Origin of the sequence: Phytobacter diazotrophicus (assembly GCF_052061655.1) — a bacterium.
Classification (GTDB): Bacteria; Pseudomonadota; Gammaproteobacteria; order Enterobacterales; family Enterobacteriaceae; genus Phytobacter; species Phytobacter diazotrophicus.
In genome coordinates, this window is record NZ_CM125428.1 from 3,423,831 (window position 1) to 3,439,703 (window position 15,873).

A 15,873-nucleotide genomic window follows, 5' to 3' on the forward strand; every position below is an offset into this window, starting at 1 on the left:
TGCCAGCCAGGCCTGCTGTCTAACGCTTGTTCAGGCAAAAAAAAACCGCTCGGACAGAGCGGTGAATGAAGCTTACCAGGGAATAATAATGAAGCATGGATGCAATGACTATAGCTGGCTAATAGTTGCTTAATGAAAACCAGGACGATTCTCAAAGCATATATTCTTTATAATTAGCAAACTAAGGGTCGTAACGAAGAATTTATTAGCTTTCAAGCAATTGCTTCCCTCAGGAGAAGAGCGGATTTCCCTCTCCTGAGGGATTTTTATTTACAAATTTCGCTGTTGAGCTTATTAAAGGTCTCGATCTGTCGATGATATTCATCAATCGTGAACGGATCGTTACCGCTATATGCAATGGGTAGGCGTGAGTATTTGAAGCCAATAACCAGCTGATAGGCTTCTGCAGTAATGAATCTTACGTCTATGCTTCATCCAGGGTTCGTCTATCCTGAGATAACATCACAGACATAAGAATGCCCATCGGATACATGTTTCGACGTCTCAGAGAATGATACTGGTTTTGTAAAATCAATTTCACTATCGCAAAATCCTGTCATCAGTACTTCGTCTGCTGATTTTTTGGATCTTTTGCAAATCCCTCCCTAAAAAAATCACACCCCTTAGGGTCACCTGCGGCACGACTTACCAGATTTCGAATCATCACCACATCATTGAAGCCGCGCTTATCATGCCAGACGGCTAAGTCGAGCCCCATAGCAGAACGTCTCAACCTACAGGAATGGCGCTGCTGATCAATCGTAAGGGAGCGAGACGGGAATTTCTCGCAACGTCTCCTGGCTACAAGAATTTAAAAATGCCCCTAAAAATACCTGGACGCTCGCGGTGCAGAGTATGTTATGGTTTAGACCGTATGCAGGAAATTTTGTCTGTTTACTGTAAGCCCTGATTTGGCTCCTTTGGGAAACTAAGAGCCAAAAAAAGACCGAATACGATTCCTGTATTCGGTCCAGGGAAATGGCTCTTGGGAGAGAGCCGTGCGCTAAAAGTTGGCATTAATGCAGGCTAAGTCGCCATGCACTTTAAGAATAGATGACGACGCCAGGTTTTCCAGTTTGCGGCAAATCCGGTCTGAAAAATTCGGTTATCGTCACGCTTAAAAATGTTAAAACCGCAAGTTCTGAAGAATCAGACTTGCGGTTTTTTATGTAGAATCAGTCAGATACTTTCGTTTATTAACAGAGCTTTTCCGCTCGGGCAATAAAGGGCTCAAGACTCATCTTTTCACCGGGTCTGGCCGGGTCGTCAATTTGGATAACGCTGACAGGCTGCGCGGTTGTTTTACCGCTTGCCACCTGCTTTTGCGCCTCGTCATTCAGCGGGTATTGCACCAGTGTGCTGGGATTGATGGCATAAAGCGCATGGTCGGGTCGGCAGGTGAGCATTACCTCTTCGCGATTAAATGCCCATTTGTCCTTACCCACTTCAAAGCGGCTTACAGTAATCACCGACGGCGCGGCAAAGGCGCCAGCGGAACATGCCAGTAAAAGCATCGTCAGTATGGTTTTTTTCATCATTTCGCCCGGTTAATCAGAAGGGTTCCCAGGTTGCGAACAGGCTGACCGCCGCCAGCACTAGCGCGCCCAGGACCACTTCGGTCCATGTCATCCAAATCAGGAAATGTCGTACCTGTGAGTTTTTCAGGCCTAAGCGTGGCACCAGAACATACCTGTTCGCTAACGCTATTGCCACCATTAGCGCCACCAGCGCACATTTGATCAAGAGCATGCGGCCATAGTTTGTCTGCGTGGACCAAATGCTGCCCTGAATCAACAGGGTATTGATAATACCTGTGGCAAGCACACCTGCGACAGCGACATGCCCATAGCGTGAAAAACGCATCATCGCCATAACGGCATGCTCTCGCCTGCGGGCCTGGCTTAATCGCATACAAAATATCACTGGCAATAATCCGCCAAACCAGGCCGCGGCACACAGCAAATGAAAAGCGTGGTTTGTACGTTGTAATATGCCCCTCATGCCATCGTGCATGGCGGCATGACCAACGCCTGCCATCAGGATCAGTTGCGCGCCTGCCAGCAACATCAACCGTCCCTGCTGTTGTGGATGCAGGTAACCGACAAGCATCGTCATAACGGCAATGATAATCTGCCATAGCCAGATACTGCCAAACTGTGTGCCGGTAAGCAGCAGCCAGGTTTGCGGACTGAAAACATCTGTCCAGCCATCACCCATGATCCCGCCCTGCAGGGTAAACATGAAGACGGCACTCAACACGCTCATGCAAAGGCAGATACGCGTTAATAATGTAAAACGCGTTACCATAACAGGTTGCAGATGGCGAGGCGCCAGCCGACTAATAAAGAGCGCGCAGCCGAAAAGCAGCATCACGGCGGCAAAATGGATGCCGCGCAACCCAATATAGCCCGCCGTTAGCATCTTATTTCACTGAAAAAGTATAGGTACCGCGGGTTTTGTGGCCATCGACCGAGACGACGTGCCAGTCAACGGTATAATTGCCCGGTTGCAGCGCCTGCTCCAGCGGAACGATCATTTGTGTCTTGTCCTGTTCGTTACGTTTGACCGCACCTGTCTTAATGCTCTGTTGCTGCGCCCCCGTCAGGGTGACACCGCTAAATTTGGGTTCAATACCCTCTGAGAAATTTAGGGTTAACGCCTGCGGGGCGGCCGTCACCTCGGCATTTGCTGCCGGGTACTGGTTTTTCAGATGAGCATGTGCGAAAACGGCAGGCGTAGTGGCGAGAGTCGCGGCAAAAACCAACGCGCGTGTCAGGTGGGATGCGGTGAATAACATGTCTGGCATTCCTTTTTGTTATGTTTAAAGCGACGAGAATAACTCTGTATAATGGTCTCGTCGAGTATCATCATCGGCAGACTTGTCTTTCTGCAACAGGCTTAGTAACTTTTGCGGCATAAACCCAGGAGAAACGCATGAATACCAATCTGGCCCGTCTTTCACAGGAAGAGATGGACAAAGTCAACGTCGATTTGGCGGCGGCCGGTGTAGCTTTTAAAGAGCGCTATAACATGCCAGTTGTCGCTGAGGTGGTAGAGCGCGATCAGCCAGAACACCTGCGCAACTGGTTTCGTGAACGGCTTATTGCTCACCGCCTGGCGTCCGTCAATCTGTCTCGTCTGCCTTACGAGCCGAAAAGCAAATGACCGCCGAAACCGTACTTCGCGTCATCGATACTGAAACCTGCGATTTGCAGGGCGGGATTGTCGAGATTGCGTCCGTGGATGTGGTGAACGGGCAGATTATTAATCCAATGAGCCATCTCGTGCGCCCGGATCGCCCTATCAGTCCGCAGGCGATGGCTATCCATCGGATAACGGAATCCATGGTGGCAAATCAACCGTGGATAGAAGAGATTATTCCCCACTACTACGGCAGTCACTGGTATGTCGCCCATAATGCCAGCTTCGACAGGCGCGTCTTACCCGAAATGCCCGGTGAATGGATTTGTACGATGAAGCTGGCGCGTCGGCTCTGGCCCGGCATTAAATACAGCAATATGGCTTTGTATAAATCACGCAAACTTAGCGTGCAGACGCCTGCCGGATTGCATCATCACCGTGCGCTTTATGATTGCTATATCACCGCGGCCTTGCTGATTGACATTATCAACACATCAGGCTGGACCCCGGACCAAATGGCAACGGTTACCGGCAGACCCGCTCTGCTGACAACCTTCACCTTCGGTAAATATCGGGGTAAAGCCGTTGCCGAAGTCGCAGAGCGCGACCCCGGTTACCTGCGCTGGTTGTTCAACAATCTGGACCGAATGAGTCCGGAACTACGGCTGACGTTAAAGCATTATCTCGACGATCATTAATCCGCTTTTTTGCCCGGGAGCGTGCCTTGCGCCAGCGCGACCAGGAAAGCGAACTCCAGCGCCACGCCCTCGTAGGATTTGAAACGGCCTGATTTGCCGCCGTGACCGGAATCCATATCGGTACAAAGCAGCAGCAGATTATTGTCCGTTTTAAATTCTCGCAGTTTCGCGACCCATTTGGCAGGTTCCCAGTATTGCACCTGAGAGTCATGCAGCCCCGTGGTAACCAGCATATGGGGATACTCATGGGCACCGACATTATCGTACGGACTATAGCGTTTGATGTAGTGATAGTAGGTCTCATCCTGCGGGTTCCCCCACTCTTCAAACTCACCGGTGGTCAGAGGGATGGATTCATCCAGCATCGTAGTGAGCGTATCCACAAACGGTACCTGAGCGATGACGCCGTGAAACAGTGACGGACGCTCATTGATGACGGCCCCCATCAACAACCCCCCTGCACTGCCGCCCATGGCGTAGCAGAAAAGCGGAGAGCCGTACTCCAGTGCTAACAGCCCATCCGTGACATCGATAAAATCGTTGAAAGTATTTCTTTTGTTCAGGAATTTACCGTCCTCATACCACTGCTGCCCCAGTTCCCCGCCGCCACGAATGTGGGCAATGGCATAGACAAAACCACGATCGAGCAAACTTAACCGGCTACTGCTGAAATCGGCATCCATGCTGGCGCCGTAGGATCCGTAGCCATAGACCAATAACGGATTTTCCCCTTTGCGGAAGTGTTTGTGGTTGTAGACCAGCGATACCGGCACTTCCACGCCATCCCGCGCGCGGATCCACAAATGCTCGCTACGGTAGTCACTGGCATCAAACCCGGCCACTTCCGTCTGTTTGATCACCCGGCGCTCGCCGGTATCCATGTCGAGTTCAAACAAGGTATCGGGCGTCGTCATGGAGGAATAGCCATAGCGCAGCCGCGAGGTCTCCGGCTCCGGGTTATAAGCAAGCCAGGTAACATATGCCGGATCGTCAAACGCGATTCCGGTGACTTCTCGCGTCTTGCGGTTGATCTGCCGCAGACTGGTGAGACCACGCTGTCTTTCCTCAACCACCAGCCAGTCGGTAAACAGGGTGAATCCTTCCAGCATGACATTATCTCTGGCAGGAATCAGTACCTCCCAGCGTCTTTCATCGCGCACTTTGGTGCGATACAAGCCGAAATTTTTGCCATCGCGGTTTGAACGCAAATAGAACGAGTGCTGAAAATGATCGAGGCTGTAATCGTGATCCTTACGACGCGGTAAAAAACAGAGCGGCTGTGCATCCGGCAATTCAGCATCCAGCAGCAATACCTCACTGGTCGTCGCACTCGCAAGATGAATAATGATGTAGTGTTGGGAGCTGGTTTTGCTCAGGCTGACGTAAAAAGTGTCGTCCGCCTCTTCGTAAATCAGTTCATCTTGCGTTGAGGGCGTTCCGACGGTGTGACGCCAGACCTGGTAAGGCAACAAAGTCGTGGCATGCTTACGCACATAATAAAGGGTCTCTGAATCGTTAACCCAGACACACCCCGGTGAGACATTGTCGAGCATCTCCGGATACCAGTTGCCGGTTTCCAGGTTACGAAAGCGTACCCCATACTGGCGGCGCGACAGGTAATCCTCGGAAATGGCCATAAGCGTATTATCCGGCGAGATGGCAATCCCACCGAGGGTATAAAATTCGCTATGCGAAGCGCGCTGATTCGCGTCCAGCAGCACCTGCCACTCATCCCATTCAGCAGACAGCGCTGACTGGCGTTGGTAAATGGGATACTCACACCCCGGCTCAAAGATGTGGCGATAGCGATAGCCATTCTTAACGTAGGGCGCTGAAACCTCGCGCTGCGGAATACGCGAAATGATCTCTTGCAGCAGACTATCCTGTAGCGCCTGCTGAGAAGCCATAATACAGCGGCCGTACTCGTTTTCAGCTTGCAGGTACTCAAGTACGTCTGGCTGCGAACGGGTGTCGTCGCGCAGCCAGTAATAGTTGTCCAGTCGTGTATCGCCATGAACTGTCATAGCGTGGGGAATTTGTTTTGCTTTCGGCGGCATAGCTCTGTTCTTATTTGTTTAACACACTATAAGGTTGGCAAAAGCCGCGCGTGATGCAAGCGAAACGAGAAAGTAGCGTTAGTCGATGAGCCTCTTTTTTTGTTGTCGAAGGTCTTCTTCGATACCGTCCCGAACCTCCTGGGGGATCTTAAGCGCATCACCTAAAGCACCCAGATAGCTGCGCTCCATAAAGTGGTCGATATCTATCGCAGCACAGCTCAGGAAGTAGACTTCCAGCGCCTCTTCCTCATTTTTGATGCCTGATGCAAGCCGGTGCGGATCCAGCGGTTGTTCGATCGCTCTCGTAATCAGCGCTCTCCCCTGTTCCTCAATACCAGCCTCGCTCAGGTGTTGTTCGATAGCGGCACGTTCTCTGTCATCAATATGTCCATCGCTCTTCGCGGCAAACACCAGGGCCAGAATCAGACGTTCCGTGCGCGCATCAATAGACGAACTCTGTTGACCAAACTGTGCTTCCCCCTGATGGGCAGTACGCACTTTATCTTTGTACTTATTCCACAGCACGGTACCCGCCACGGCCCCGCCGCCAACAAGCAGCGCACTGGTACCGTATTTGGTCAGTAATTTGCGAGAGGATTTGCTGGCGACCAGCAAACCGGCAAGCCCTCCTAAAGCACCGGGCACGAGTAATTTGCCGAGGTCCTGCCCGCCGGAGGAAGACGATGACTGGCCTTGTTGGCCAAGAAGAGACTGTAATTGGTTTAACCAGTTTGACATGATTCCCCTCACTTAATCGTTTCGTAAACGAGAAGCCTAAGCGAGGGGGTGTCAGGAAATGTCTAAAACAGCAAAAGATGAGAAAAGGTAGCAGCCTTAACGAGGCTGATACTCCGCTTTTCCTGCTTTACAATCGATTTTGACGAGATAGTGAATGTCTGTACTCTTGCCGCGAACCGTCAAGGGAACATCCCATTGATCGTTCTTACCCCGAATGTCTTTCGGCGTAACCCAGGCAACGGGATCCGCCTGGCCAAGTTTTTTTTGGTCATCAGCCCAGCGTACGATGCGGTTTTGCAAATAATCGCGTTTGACGCTCGCAGCGATCCCTTCGGCGTTCATGCCTTCGCAAGAGGGAAATTTCACCGATTTGGCAGTGGCAGCCGACGCGACTACGCTGCCCGCCAGTAATATTGTACCCAGCAACATTCCTGCTATTTTCATGCTTTTCTCCTGTGCACAGAGCCCAATCAAAGCATGGTACAAATTACTGGCAGTGCAAGCCGGGATCAGGCGGCAGAGCGTTTCGCTTTTGACTTAATATCAACCGCGTCTGATGACTCAATTTCTGCGTCATCCTGAGCCACTTCTGGTACGCTTTCCTGGGTATCCGAACCTGGTAGCTTACCGGACTTCAGGATATGGCTGAGCACATCTTTTTGTTCAGCCAGCCAGAGCGCCATTTGATCGCGCTGGCCTTCTTCAAGCGTCACTGGCGCTTCGCCCAGCCAGCCTTCAAGTACCTCGGCCAGGTCGAGCATTTTATCGTAAGCGTCAGCTTCCTTTTTGCTGGCAAAAGACATTTTTTCCTCACCTTCACGAATCACAACATACTTGACTTCAACCGCCATGATGCAGCCCCTTTTAACTGTATTTATATACAGTATAGTACTGCGCCATTTATCAGAGCGCAAGTCGTAAAAGACAGACGCAAACGTTTTCGTATATACTGCCGCCAGATTTTTTTAAGAAGGTCGACTTACTATGACTCTATTAGGTACTGCGCTGCGTCCGGCGGCGACTCGCGTAATGTTATTGGGTTCAGGGGAATTAGGCAAAGAAGTGGCGATTGAATGCCAGCGTCTGGGCATTGAAGTCATTGCCGTAGACCGTTATGCCGACGCGCCCGCAATGCATGTGGCCCACCGCTCACATGTTATTAATATGCTTGATGGTGAGGCGTTAAAAGCGCTGGTCGCGCTGGAAAAACCGCATTTTATCGTGCCGGAAATCGAAGCGATTGCCACCGATACACTGCTGGAGCTGGAAGCTCAGGGGCAGCATGTTGTGCCCTGTGCACGGGCAACCAAATTGACCATGAACCGTGAAGGTATCCGTCGTCTGGCAGCCGAAGAACTTGCCCTTCCTACATCAAGCTACCGCTTTGCCGACAGTGAAGAGGCATTCCGTCAGGCCGTTGATGAGATCGGTCTGCCCTGCATCGTGAAACCCGTAATGAGTTCTTCCGGTAAGGGCCAGAGTTTCATTCGCAGCGCAGAGCAACTGGCGAAAGCCTGGGCGTATGCGCAACAAGGCGGGCGCGCAGGTGCCGGTCGCGTTATCGTTGAAGGTGTGGTGAATTTTGATTTTGAAATCACCCTCTTGACCATTAGCGCCTCAGATGGCGTGCATTTCTGTGCGCCAGTCGGTCATCGCCAGGAAGATGGCGACTATCGTGAATCCTGGCAGCCACAATCAATGACCGACCTTGCGCTGGAACGTGCTAAAGAGATCGCCAGTAAAGTGGTACTGGCTCTCGGGGGCTATGGGCTGTTTGGTGTCGAATTGTTCGTCTGCGGCGATGAGGTGGTCTTTAGCGAAGTCTCTCCGCGTCCGCACGATACAGGCATGGTCACGCTGATTTCTCAGGATGTTTCAGAATTCGCCCTGCATGTTCGCGCCTTCCTCGGTCTGCCCATTGGGCAAATCCGCCAGTACGGACCGTCGGCATCGGCGGTGATCTTGCCCGAGCTGAAAAGCCAGAACGTCACGTTTGATAACGTGCAAAATGCCGTTGGTGCGGGCCTGCAGCTCCGTCTGTTTGGCAAGCCCGAAATCGACGGTACGCGTCGTTTAGGCGTTGCGCTGGCAACGGCAGATACCGTTGAAGAAGCTGTTGAACGTGCAAAAGCCGCAGCGGCAGCAGTGAAAGTGGCGGGTTAAATTAGGCCATGCAAAAAAAGCCCGGTAGCAGTGACGCTTACCGGGCTTTTCAATTTTATGAGCAGTCAGCAATACGCCGCCCACTGAAACAGATTACTTCGCGCCTTCTACCGCTTCGCGAGCCAGTTTCGTGATGCGATCATAATCGCCTGCTTCCAGCGCATCGGCCGGAACCAGCCAGGAGCCACCGATACACAGCACGCTTTTCAGCGCCAGGTAGTCACGGTAGTTCGCCGGAGAGATACCGCCAGTCGGGCAGAAACGCACCTGAGAGAACGGACCTGCGATGGCCTGCAGCGCTTTGGTGCCGCCGTTTGCTTCCGCCGGGAAGAATTTGAACTCTTTCAGACCGTAGTCCATGCCCAGCATCAGTTCTGAAACCGTGCTGATACCCGGAATCAACGGGATGGTGCCTTCGGTGGCGGCTTTCAGCAGCGGCTCAGTCAGACCCGGGCTGATCGCGAACTGCGCACCCGCTTCTGTGACTTCTTTCAGTTGCTGCGGGTTAAGGACGGTACCAGCACCGATAATGGCGTCCGGCACTTCTTTTGCAATCGCGCGAATCGCATCGATGGCACAGGCAGTACGCAATGTCACTTCAAGAACGCGCACGCCGCCTGCAACCAGTGCTTTCGCCATGGGGACAGCGTGCTCCAGTTTGTTGACAACGATAACCGGCACTACCGGGCCAGTTTTCAGGATTGCTTCTGCACTCGTTTTCCAATTTTTCATCAGAATTATTCTCTCGCCTGAACTAAAAATCTTGTCGTTTTAAAAAGTAATGCAGGTCGCGCCCTGCTCGGCACCGGAAAGTTTTTCTCGCAGTGCGCCAAACAGCTCGCGTCCTGTGCCAACGCGCGCAGCGCTCAGGTCAGGAATATGCGGCTGACGTGCAGCAAGCTCGTTATCATCGACCAGCAGCGTCAACTCGCCGGTCTGTCCGTTTACACGGATGATGTCGCCATCACGTACTTTCGCCAGTAATCCACCGTCATACGCTTCGGGTGTCACATGAATCGCTGAAGGCACTTTACCTGATGCGCCGGAGAGTCGTCCATCTGTAACCAACGCAATTTTGAAACAGCGGTCCAATAATACACCAAGTGGCGGCATAAGTTTATGTAATTCTGGCATGCCGTTCGCTTTTGGTCCCTGGTGACGCACCACCACGACGCAATCTTTGTTCAATAGCCCCGCATCAAAGGCCGGTAACACATCATGCTGACTCTCAAATACCACCGCCGGCGCTTCAATGACCTGATATTCAACTGGCACGGCAGAGGTTTTCATCACCGCGCGGCCAAGGTTGCCGCTCAGCACTTTGGTACCGCCATGACGAGAGAACGGTTTCTCAATTGTGGCGATAACGTCCGCATCCAGCGACGCTGCCGCCCCTTCGCGCCAGTCCAGTTCACCGTTATTGAGCCACGGTTCCATGGTGTAACGGGTGAGGCCAAAACCGGCCACCGTGTTGACATCCTCATGCAGCAAACCGCCCTTAAGCAGTTCCCGCATTAACACAGGTACGCCACCCGCCGCCTGGAAGTGGTTAATATCCGCCGGACCGTTCGGATAGAGTCGCGCCAGCAGCGGCACCACGTCCGACAGTTCAGAGAAGTCATCCCAGTTAATAATGATGCCCGCAGCGCGCGCCATCGCCACCAGATGCATAGTGTGGTTGGTGGAGCCGCCGGTTGCCAGCAGTGAAACGATACCGTTAACCACCACTTTTTCATCGACCATTTTGCCTATCGGCATCCATTCACTGCCGTTACCGGTTAAGCGTGTCACCTGGCGTGCGGCAGCCGAAGTCAGCGCTTCACGCAGCGGTGCATCCGGATGCACGAAGGAAGAGCCCGGCAGTTGCATGCCCATGAATTCAACGACCATCTGGTTGGTATTGGCCGTACCGTAGAAAGTACACGTACCCGGTGCGTGGTAAGAGGCCGCTTCGGATTCCAGCAGTGCCATACGATCGACTTTGCCTTCTGCATAAAGCTGACGAATGCGTACCTTTTCTTTATTTGCCAGACCGCTGGCCATCGGACCTGACGGGATAAACACGGCGGGCAGATGACCAAACGAAAACGCAGCCATCGCGAGGCCGGGGACGATTTTGTCGCAGACGCCAAGGAACAACGCCCCGTCAAACATATTATGCGACAGGCCGACTGCCGCCGACATGGCGATCACTTCACGGCTCAGCAGTGAAAGCTCCATCCCGTCCTGCCCCTGCGTAACCCCGTCACACATGGCCGGAACACCACCTGCCACCTGGCCGACCGCGTTCACAGAATGCAGCGCTTTGCGGATGATATTTGGATAGGTTTCGTACGGTTGATGTGCTGAAAGCATATCGTTATAGGAGGTGATGATGCCGATATTGTTACGCAGCATACTTTTGAGCGAAGCTTTGTCGTCAGGCTGACAGGCGGCAAAGCCGTGGGCCAGGTTTCCACATGCCAGCGAGGAGCGGTGTACGGTTTCACTCTTCGCCTGATTGATGCGTTTTAAGTAGGCAGTTCGGCTTTCGCGCGAGCGTTCAGCAATGCGATTTGTTACGCGTAACAATACTGGATTCATAAAGGCTCCTGAAATTTATCTGTCCGGGACAACGGTATACAGGAGGTTTTCAGCCTTTTAATTCCAGCAGAAACGCCGCCACACCGCGCCCAAAGGCAAAATTACTGTAGCCAGTGTAATAAAAAAAGCTCCGCTGGTGAATCCAGTCGGAGCCTGAAAGTTGAAATATTGGCCTGATTTCTGAGTTAGATCATGTTACCGGTAAAACTGCGTAACATTGGCAACAATCTGATTACTCAAATTCGTTCCACGAACGGCCATCACGGGTGATCATCGCCACAGAGGCGACCGGTCCCCAGGTCCCGGCCTGATACGGTTTCGGCGAGTCGTTATCCATCGCCCAGGCTTCGGTGATGGAGTCAACCCACTTCCACGCTTCTTCAACTTCGTCACGGCGCACGAACAGCGCCTGAATGCCACGCATGGTTTCCAGCAACAGGCGCTCGTAAGCGTCCGCCAGATGCGTTTCGTTGAAAGTTTCGGAATAGCTCAGGTCCAGCTTCGTGGTCTGCAGATTGTGCTTGTGATCCAGCCCCGGCACTTTATTCAGTACCTGGATATCCACGCCTTCGTCTGGCTGCAGACGGATCGTGAGCTTGTTCTGTGGCAGATCCTGCCATGACTCTTTAAAGAGGTTCAGCTCCGGTGTTTTGAAATAGACCACGACTTCGGAGCATTTCGTCGGCAGGCGTTTACCCGTGCGTAGATAGAACGGCACGCCCGCCCAGCGCCAGTTGTCGATATCCACGCGAATAGAGACGAAGGTTTCGGTGTTACTGGATTTGTTCGCGCCCTCTTCTTCCAGATAGCCCGGAACTTTTTTGCCCTGCGCAAAGCCGGTGGTGTACTGACCACGAACAGTTTTCTCGCGCACGTTCGAGCGATCGATGCGACGCAAGGATTTCAGCACTTTCACTTTTTCGTCACGAATGCTGTCTGCGGTGAGATCGGACGGCGGAGACATAGCGATCATGCAAAGGATTTGCAGCAGGTGGTTCTGGATCATGTCGCGCATTTGACCTGCCTGGTCAAAGTAACCCCAGCGACCTTCGATACCCACCTCTTCCGCCACCGTAATTTCCACATGATCAATCGTACGGTTATCCCAGTTGTTCACAAACAGGGAGTTGGCAAAGCGCAGCGCCAGCAGGTTCAGCACCGTCTCTTTACCCAGATAGTGGTCGATACGGTAGACCTGGCACTCTTCGAAATATTCGCCAACCTGATCGTTAATTTCGCGTGAGGTGGCAAGCGAGGTACCCAACGGTTTTTCCATGACCACACGGGCAGGTTTCGCATTCAGCTTCGCCTCGCCCAGGCCTTTGCAAATTGCGCCAAAGGTGCTTGGCGGCATCGCAAAGTAGTTAATAGTGGTGCGATTCTTCTGGTCAAGCATGGCGCCAAGGCGTTTAAACGCTTTGGTGTCATTAACGTCCAGGTTGCAGAAATCCAGGCGGCCGCTCAGCGTATCCCATAAACTTTCATCAATTTTTTCTTTCATGAAAGTTTCGAGCGCTTCACGCACCACTTTTATATAGGCTTCTTTATCCCAGTCGGCGCGTCCAACACCCAGGATACGCGTATCCGGATGGATCTGACCCGCTTTTTCCAGTTGATACAGGGAAGGCAGCAATTTCCGGCGTGCGAGGTCGCCTTTCGCGCCGAAAATGACCAGGTCACATGCCTGGGCTGTTTGCGTTACCGCCATGTCATTCTCCTCAGTTGGCTATCCTGGTGCTTATGCCAGGTTTTAGTTGTAATTTTATTACACTGCACTGTACTGCTTTTACGTAATTCCCGAAACCGCTAACGCTTGGCTACATGTGCGTTCTGCTGCTCTTCGGCAAAAATCTGGGTTTTCGCCTTGAAAATGCTGGATGTTTGCCCGATACGCAGCGAATAAAATCCGACTGCGATCAAGTAATGAAAAAAAACAACAACATTTAATGTTGTCGCTTACCTTTCTTTGCGGCAGAAAGGTATATTCTTGCTAAAACGCATCACGATTTCACGTTTCTGTGGAATCGTTTCACTGATGAGCGATTCGTTAACAATGAATATGCTGGAAAAAATCCAGTCTCAACTGGAACACCTTAGCAAATCCGAGCGCAAAGTGGCGGAAGTGATTCTCGCCTTCCCCGATCAAGCCATTCATTCCAGTATCGCCGCCCTTGCCCAGCAAGCGGGTGTCAGCGAACCAACGGTGAACCGATTTTGCCGCAGTCTGGATACCCGCGGGTTTCCGGACTTTAAATTGCATCTGGCGCAAAGTCTGGCAAACGGCACCCCCTATGTTAATCGCAACGTCGATGAAGATGACAGTGTCGAAGCCTATACTGGCAAAATTTTCGAGTCAGCGATGGCAAGCCTGGACCATGTGCGCCAGTCACTCGATATGACGGCGGTCAACCGCGCCGTAGATCTGCTGACGCAGGCAAAGAAAATCGCCTTTTTCGGTCTTGGCTCGTCCGCGGCCGTTGCGCATGATGCGATGAACAAATTTTTCCGCTTCAACGTCCCGGTGATTTATACCGACGACATTGTGCTGCAACGCATGAGCTGTATGAATTGTAGTGATGATGACGTGGTTGTGCTGATTTCTCATACCGGGCGCACAAAGAGTCTGGTTGAACTGGCACAGTTGGCGCGGGAAAACGACGCCATGGTCATTGCGCTGACATCAGCCGATACTCCGCTTGCGCGGGAAGCGACGCTGGCCATTACCCTCGACGTTCCGGAAGATACCGACATTTACATGCCCATGGTGTCGCGTCTGGCACAGCTCACGGTTATTGACGTCCTCGCCACCGGTTTCACATTGCGACGTGGCGCAAAATTCCGGGATAACTTGAAGCGTGTCAAAGAAGCACTGAAAGAATCGCGCTTTGATAAGGAGTTGCTCATCCGGAGCGACAAACATTAATAGACCGATAGTAATAACAAAGTTGTAACATCTTACGCTGTTCGGTTAAATTCTCATTTTGATAACTTAACTGAATCCATGTTCACGCAACACCTGGTTGTTTTAGACAACGGAGTATTACATGTCCAGAAGGCTTCGCAGAACCAAAATTGTTACCACTTTAGGCCCGGCCACCGACCGCGATAATAATCTTGAGAAGATTATCGCCGCAGGCGCCAACGTGGTACGCATGAACTTCTCACACGGCACACCGGAAGATCATAAATTACGTGCGGATAAAGTGCGTGAAATTGCGGCAAAACTGGGACGTCATGTTGCTATTCTTGGCGATTTACAAGGACCGAAAATTCGCGTGTCCACGTTCAAGGAAGGCAAAGTATTCCTTAATATTGGCGATAAATTCCTGCTTGATGCCAACCTCGGCAAAGGCGAAGGCGATAAAGAAAAAGTCGGTATCGACTATAAAGGCCTGCCCGCTGACGTGGTGCCTGGCGATATCCTGTTGCTTGATGATGGCCGCGTTCAGTTAAAAGTACTGGAAGTTCAGGGTATGAAAGTGTTCACCGAAGTCACGGTGGGCGGCCCGCTGTCTAACAACAAAGGTATCAACAAACTGGGCGGTGGCCTCTCTGCAGAAGCACTGACCGATAAAGACAAAGCAGATATTGTGACTGCGGCGCTGATTGGCGTGGATTATCTCGCCGTCTCCTTCCCGCGCTGTGGCGAAGACCTGAACTATGCACGCCGCCTGGCGCGCGACGCTGGTTGTGACGCCAAAATTGTCGCCAAGGTTGAGCGCGCAGAAGCGGTCTGCAGCCAGGAAGCGATGGATGATGTGATCCTCGCCTCCGACGTAGTGATGGTTGCCCGTGGCGACCTCGGCGTAGAAATTGGCGACCCGGAACTGGTGGGTATCCAGAAAGCGCTGATCCGTCGTGCGCGTCAGCTTAACCGTGCGGTCATCACCGCCACGCAGATGATGGAATCGATGATCACCAACCCGATGCCAACTCGCGCAGAAGTGATGGACGTGGCAAACGCCGTGCTGGATGGTACCGATGCGGTTATGCTCTCTGCGGAAACAGCCGCAGGCCAGTACCCGGCAGAAACCGTTGCCGCGATGGCACGCGTCTGCCTGGGTGCGGAAAAGATCCCCAGCATCAACGTGTCGAAACACCGCCTGGATATTCAGTTTGATAACGTGGAAGAAGCGATCGCCATGTCGGCAATGTATGCCGCTAACCACCTGAAAGGGGTAACGGCGATTATCTCGATGACGGAGTCCGGGCGTACGGCGTTAATGACGTCACGTATCAGTTCCGGCCTGCCGATTTTCGCGCTCTCCCGCCATGAGCGTACGCTGAACCTGACCGCGCTGTACCGTGGCGTAACGCCAGTCCATTTTGACAGCGCGAGCGAAGGCGTTGCCGCTGCCAACGATGCGGTCAATTTGCTGCGTGACAAAGGTTATCTGATTTCTGGCGATCTGGTGATTGTCACCCAGGGCGACGTGATGAGCACCGTGGGCACCACTAACACCACGCGCATTCTGACCGTGGAATAAGCCGTA

The 15,873-nt window shown here is 52.4% G+C and carries 15 protein-coding genes; 5 read left to right on the forward strand and 10 right to left on the reverse strand.

Annotated features, from left to right (window positions below; all coding sequences use genetic code 11):
* Window positions 1–1,196: 1,196 nt before the first annotated feature.
* Genes ACS0RQ_RS16640 through yobA form a run of 3 tightly spaced genes read right to left on the reverse strand, consistent with a single transcriptional unit; the run spans window position 1,197 to window position 2,797 of the window.
* Window positions 1,197–1,538, reverse strand: coding sequence for a YebY family protein (locus ACS0RQ_RS16640; RefSeq protein ID WP_271850968.1), 342 nt, complete (start codon window positions 1,536–1,538; stop codon window positions 1,197–1,199).
* A gap of 13 nt (window positions 1,539–1,551) precedes the next feature.
* Window positions 1,552–2,421, reverse strand: coding sequence for a copper homeostasis membrane protein CopD (gene copD, locus ACS0RQ_RS16645; RefSeq protein WP_271850969.1), 870 nt, complete (start codon window positions 2,419–2,421; stop codon window positions 1,552–1,554).
* 1 nt (window position 2,422) lies between these two features.
* The gene (gene yobA, locus ACS0RQ_RS16650; protein WP_271850970.1) at window positions 2,423–2,797 is read right to left on the reverse strand and encodes a CopC domain-containing protein YobA; all 375 of its coding nucleotides are present in this window, start codon (window positions 2,795–2,797) and stop codon (window positions 2,423–2,425) included.
* A 137-nt stretch (window positions 2,798–2,934) separates the two neighbouring features.
* Here yobA and ACS0RQ_RS16655 point away from each other — a divergent pair, with 137 nt between their 5' ends.
* Window positions 2,935–3,165, forward strand: a complete 231-nt coding sequence (locus ACS0RQ_RS16655; protein ID WP_271850971.1) for a DNA polymerase III subunit theta — start codon at window positions 2,935–2,937, stop codon at window positions 3,163–3,165.
* Window positions 3,162–3,839, forward strand: a complete 678-nt coding sequence (gene exoX / locus ACS0RQ_RS16660) for an exodeoxyribonuclease X (RefSeq protein WP_271850972.1) — start codon at window positions 3,162–3,164, stop codon at window positions 3,837–3,839. The genes ACS0RQ_RS16655 and exoX overlap by 4 nt, the downstream gene beginning before the upstream one ends.
* Here the strand turns inward: exoX and ptrB are convergent.
* The 4 genes from ptrB to ACS0RQ_RS16680 form a co-directional block, all read right to left on the reverse strand.
* Window positions 3,836–5,896: an oligopeptidase B gene (gene ptrB, locus ACS0RQ_RS16665; RefSeq protein ID WP_271850973.1), complete on the reverse strand. Its 2,061-nt coding sequence runs from the start codon at window positions 5,894–5,896 to the stop codon at window positions 3,836–3,838. The two genes, exoX and ptrB, sit on opposite strands and share 4 nt — an antisense overlap.
* 78 nt (window positions 5,897–5,974) lie before the next feature.
* Window positions 5,975–6,634 (reverse strand): tellurite resistance TerB family protein, encoded by a 660-nt coding sequence (locus tag ACS0RQ_RS16670; protein ID WP_271850974.1) that lies wholly within the window; start codon window positions 6,632–6,634, stop codon window positions 5,975–5,977.
* Window positions 6,635–6,730: 96 nt separating this feature from the next.
* Window positions 6,731–7,078, reverse strand: a complete 348-nt coding sequence (gene yebF, locus ACS0RQ_RS16675) for a protein YebF (RefSeq protein ID WP_271850975.1) — start codon at window positions 7,076–7,078, stop codon at window positions 6,731–6,733.
* A 65-nt stretch (window positions 7,079–7,143) separates the two neighbouring features.
* Window positions 7,144–7,485: a YebG family protein gene (locus tag ACS0RQ_RS16680; protein WP_271850976.1), complete on the reverse strand. Its 342-nt coding sequence runs from the start codon at window positions 7,483–7,485 to the stop codon at window positions 7,144–7,146.
* Window positions 7,486–7,618: 133 nt separating this feature from the next.
* On the opposite strand from ACS0RQ_RS16680, the gene purT reads away from it, so the two are divergent.
* Window positions 7,619–8,797, forward strand: coding sequence for a formate-dependent phosphoribosylglycinamide formyltransferase (purT, locus tag ACS0RQ_RS16685; RefSeq protein ID WP_271850977.1), 1,179 nt, complete (start codon window positions 7,619–7,621; stop codon window positions 8,795–8,797).
* A 93-nt stretch (window positions 8,798–8,890) separates the two neighbouring features.
* Here purT and kdgA read toward each other — a convergent pair whose 3' ends face one another.
* From kdgA to zwf, 3 genes are all read right to left on the reverse strand, one after another.
* On the reverse strand, window positions 8,891–9,529 hold the full coding sequence (gene kdgA / locus ACS0RQ_RS16690) for a bifunctional 4-hydroxy-2-oxoglutarate aldolase/2-dehydro-3-deoxy-phosphogluconate aldolase (protein ID WP_039078734.1): 639 nt from the start codon (window positions 9,527–9,529) through the stop codon (window positions 8,891–8,893).
* 39 nt (window positions 9,530–9,568) lie between these two features.
* Entirely contained in the window at window positions 9,569–11,380 is a 1,812-nt protein-coding gene (gene edd / locus ACS0RQ_RS16695) for a phosphogluconate dehydratase (RefSeq protein ID WP_271850978.1), read from the reverse strand.
* A 232-nt stretch (window positions 11,381–11,612) separates the two neighbouring features.
* Entirely contained in the window at window positions 11,613–13,088 is a 1,476-nt protein-coding gene (gene zwf, locus ACS0RQ_RS16700) for a glucose-6-phosphate dehydrogenase (RefSeq protein ID WP_039078732.1), read from the reverse strand.
* Window positions 13,089–13,433: 345 nt separating this feature from the next.
* Between zwf and ACS0RQ_RS16705 the strand changes: the two genes are divergently transcribed.
* On the forward strand, window positions 13,434–14,303 hold the full coding sequence (locus ACS0RQ_RS16705; protein WP_039078781.1) for a MurR/RpiR family transcriptional regulator: 870 nt from the start codon (window positions 13,434–13,436) through the stop codon (window positions 14,301–14,303).
* Between the two features lie 121 nt (window positions 14,304–14,424).
* On the forward strand, window positions 14,425–15,867 hold the full coding sequence (pyk, locus tag ACS0RQ_RS16710) for a pyruvate kinase (RefSeq protein ID WP_039078731.1): 1,443 nt from the start codon (window positions 14,425–14,427) through the stop codon (window positions 15,865–15,867).
* The last annotated feature ends 6 nt before the right edge of the window (window positions 15,868–15,873 follow it).

Bases quoted from the DNA above. Each gene is read 5' to 3' on its own strand.
- ACS0RQ_RS16640 (WP_271850968.1), bottom strand. From the start codon at position 1,538: ATGATGAAAAAAACCATACTGACGATGCTTTTACTGGCATGTTCCGCT.
- copD (WP_271850969.1), bottom strand. From the start codon at position 2,421: ATGCTAACGGCGGGCTATATTGGGTTGCGCGGCATCCATTTTGCCGCC.
- yobA (WP_271850970.1), bottom strand. From the start codon at position 2,797: ATGTTATTCACCGCATCCCACCTGACACGCGCGTTGGTTTTTGCCGCG.
- ACS0RQ_RS16655 (WP_271850971.1), top strand. From the start codon at position 2,935: ATGAATACCAATCTGGCCCGTCTTTCACAGGAAGAGATGGACAAAGTC.
- exoX (WP_271850972.1), top strand. From the start codon at position 3,162: ATGACCGCCGAAACCGTACTTCGCGTCATCGATACTGAAACCTGCGAT.
- ptrB (WP_271850973.1), bottom strand. From the start codon at position 5,896: ATGCCGCCGAAAGCAAAACAAATTCCCCACGCTATGACAGTTCATGGC.
- ACS0RQ_RS16670 (WP_271850974.1), bottom strand. From the start codon at position 6,634: ATGTCAAACTGGTTAAACCAATTACAGTCTCTTCTTGGCCAACAAGGC.
- yebF (WP_271850975.1), bottom strand. From the start codon at position 7,078: ATGAAAATAGCAGGAATGTTGCTGGGTACAATATTACTGGCGGGCAGC.
- ACS0RQ_RS16680 (WP_271850976.1), bottom strand. From the start codon at position 7,485: ATGGCGGTTGAAGTCAAGTATGTTGTGATTCGTGAAGGTGAGGAAAAA.
- purT (WP_271850977.1), top strand. From the start codon at position 7,619: ATGACTCTATTAGGTACTGCGCTGCGTCCGGCGGCGACTCGCGTAATG.
- kdgA (WP_039078734.1), bottom strand. From the start codon at position 9,529: ATGAAAAATTGGAAAACGAGTGCAGAAGCAATCCTGAAAACTGGCCCG.
- edd (WP_271850978.1), bottom strand. From the start codon at position 11,380: ATGAATCCAGTATTGTTACGCGTAACAAATCGCATTGCTGAACGCTCG.
- zwf (WP_039078732.1), bottom strand. From the start codon at position 13,088: ATGGCGGTAACGCAAACAGCCCAGGCATGTGACCTGGTCATTTTCGGC.
- ACS0RQ_RS16705 (WP_039078781.1), top strand. From the start codon at position 13,434: ATGAATATGCTGGAAAAAATCCAGTCTCAACTGGAACACCTTAGCAAA.
- pyk (WP_039078731.1), top strand. From the start codon at position 14,425: ATGTCCAGAAGGCTTCGCAGAACCAAAATTGTTACCACTTTAGGCCCG.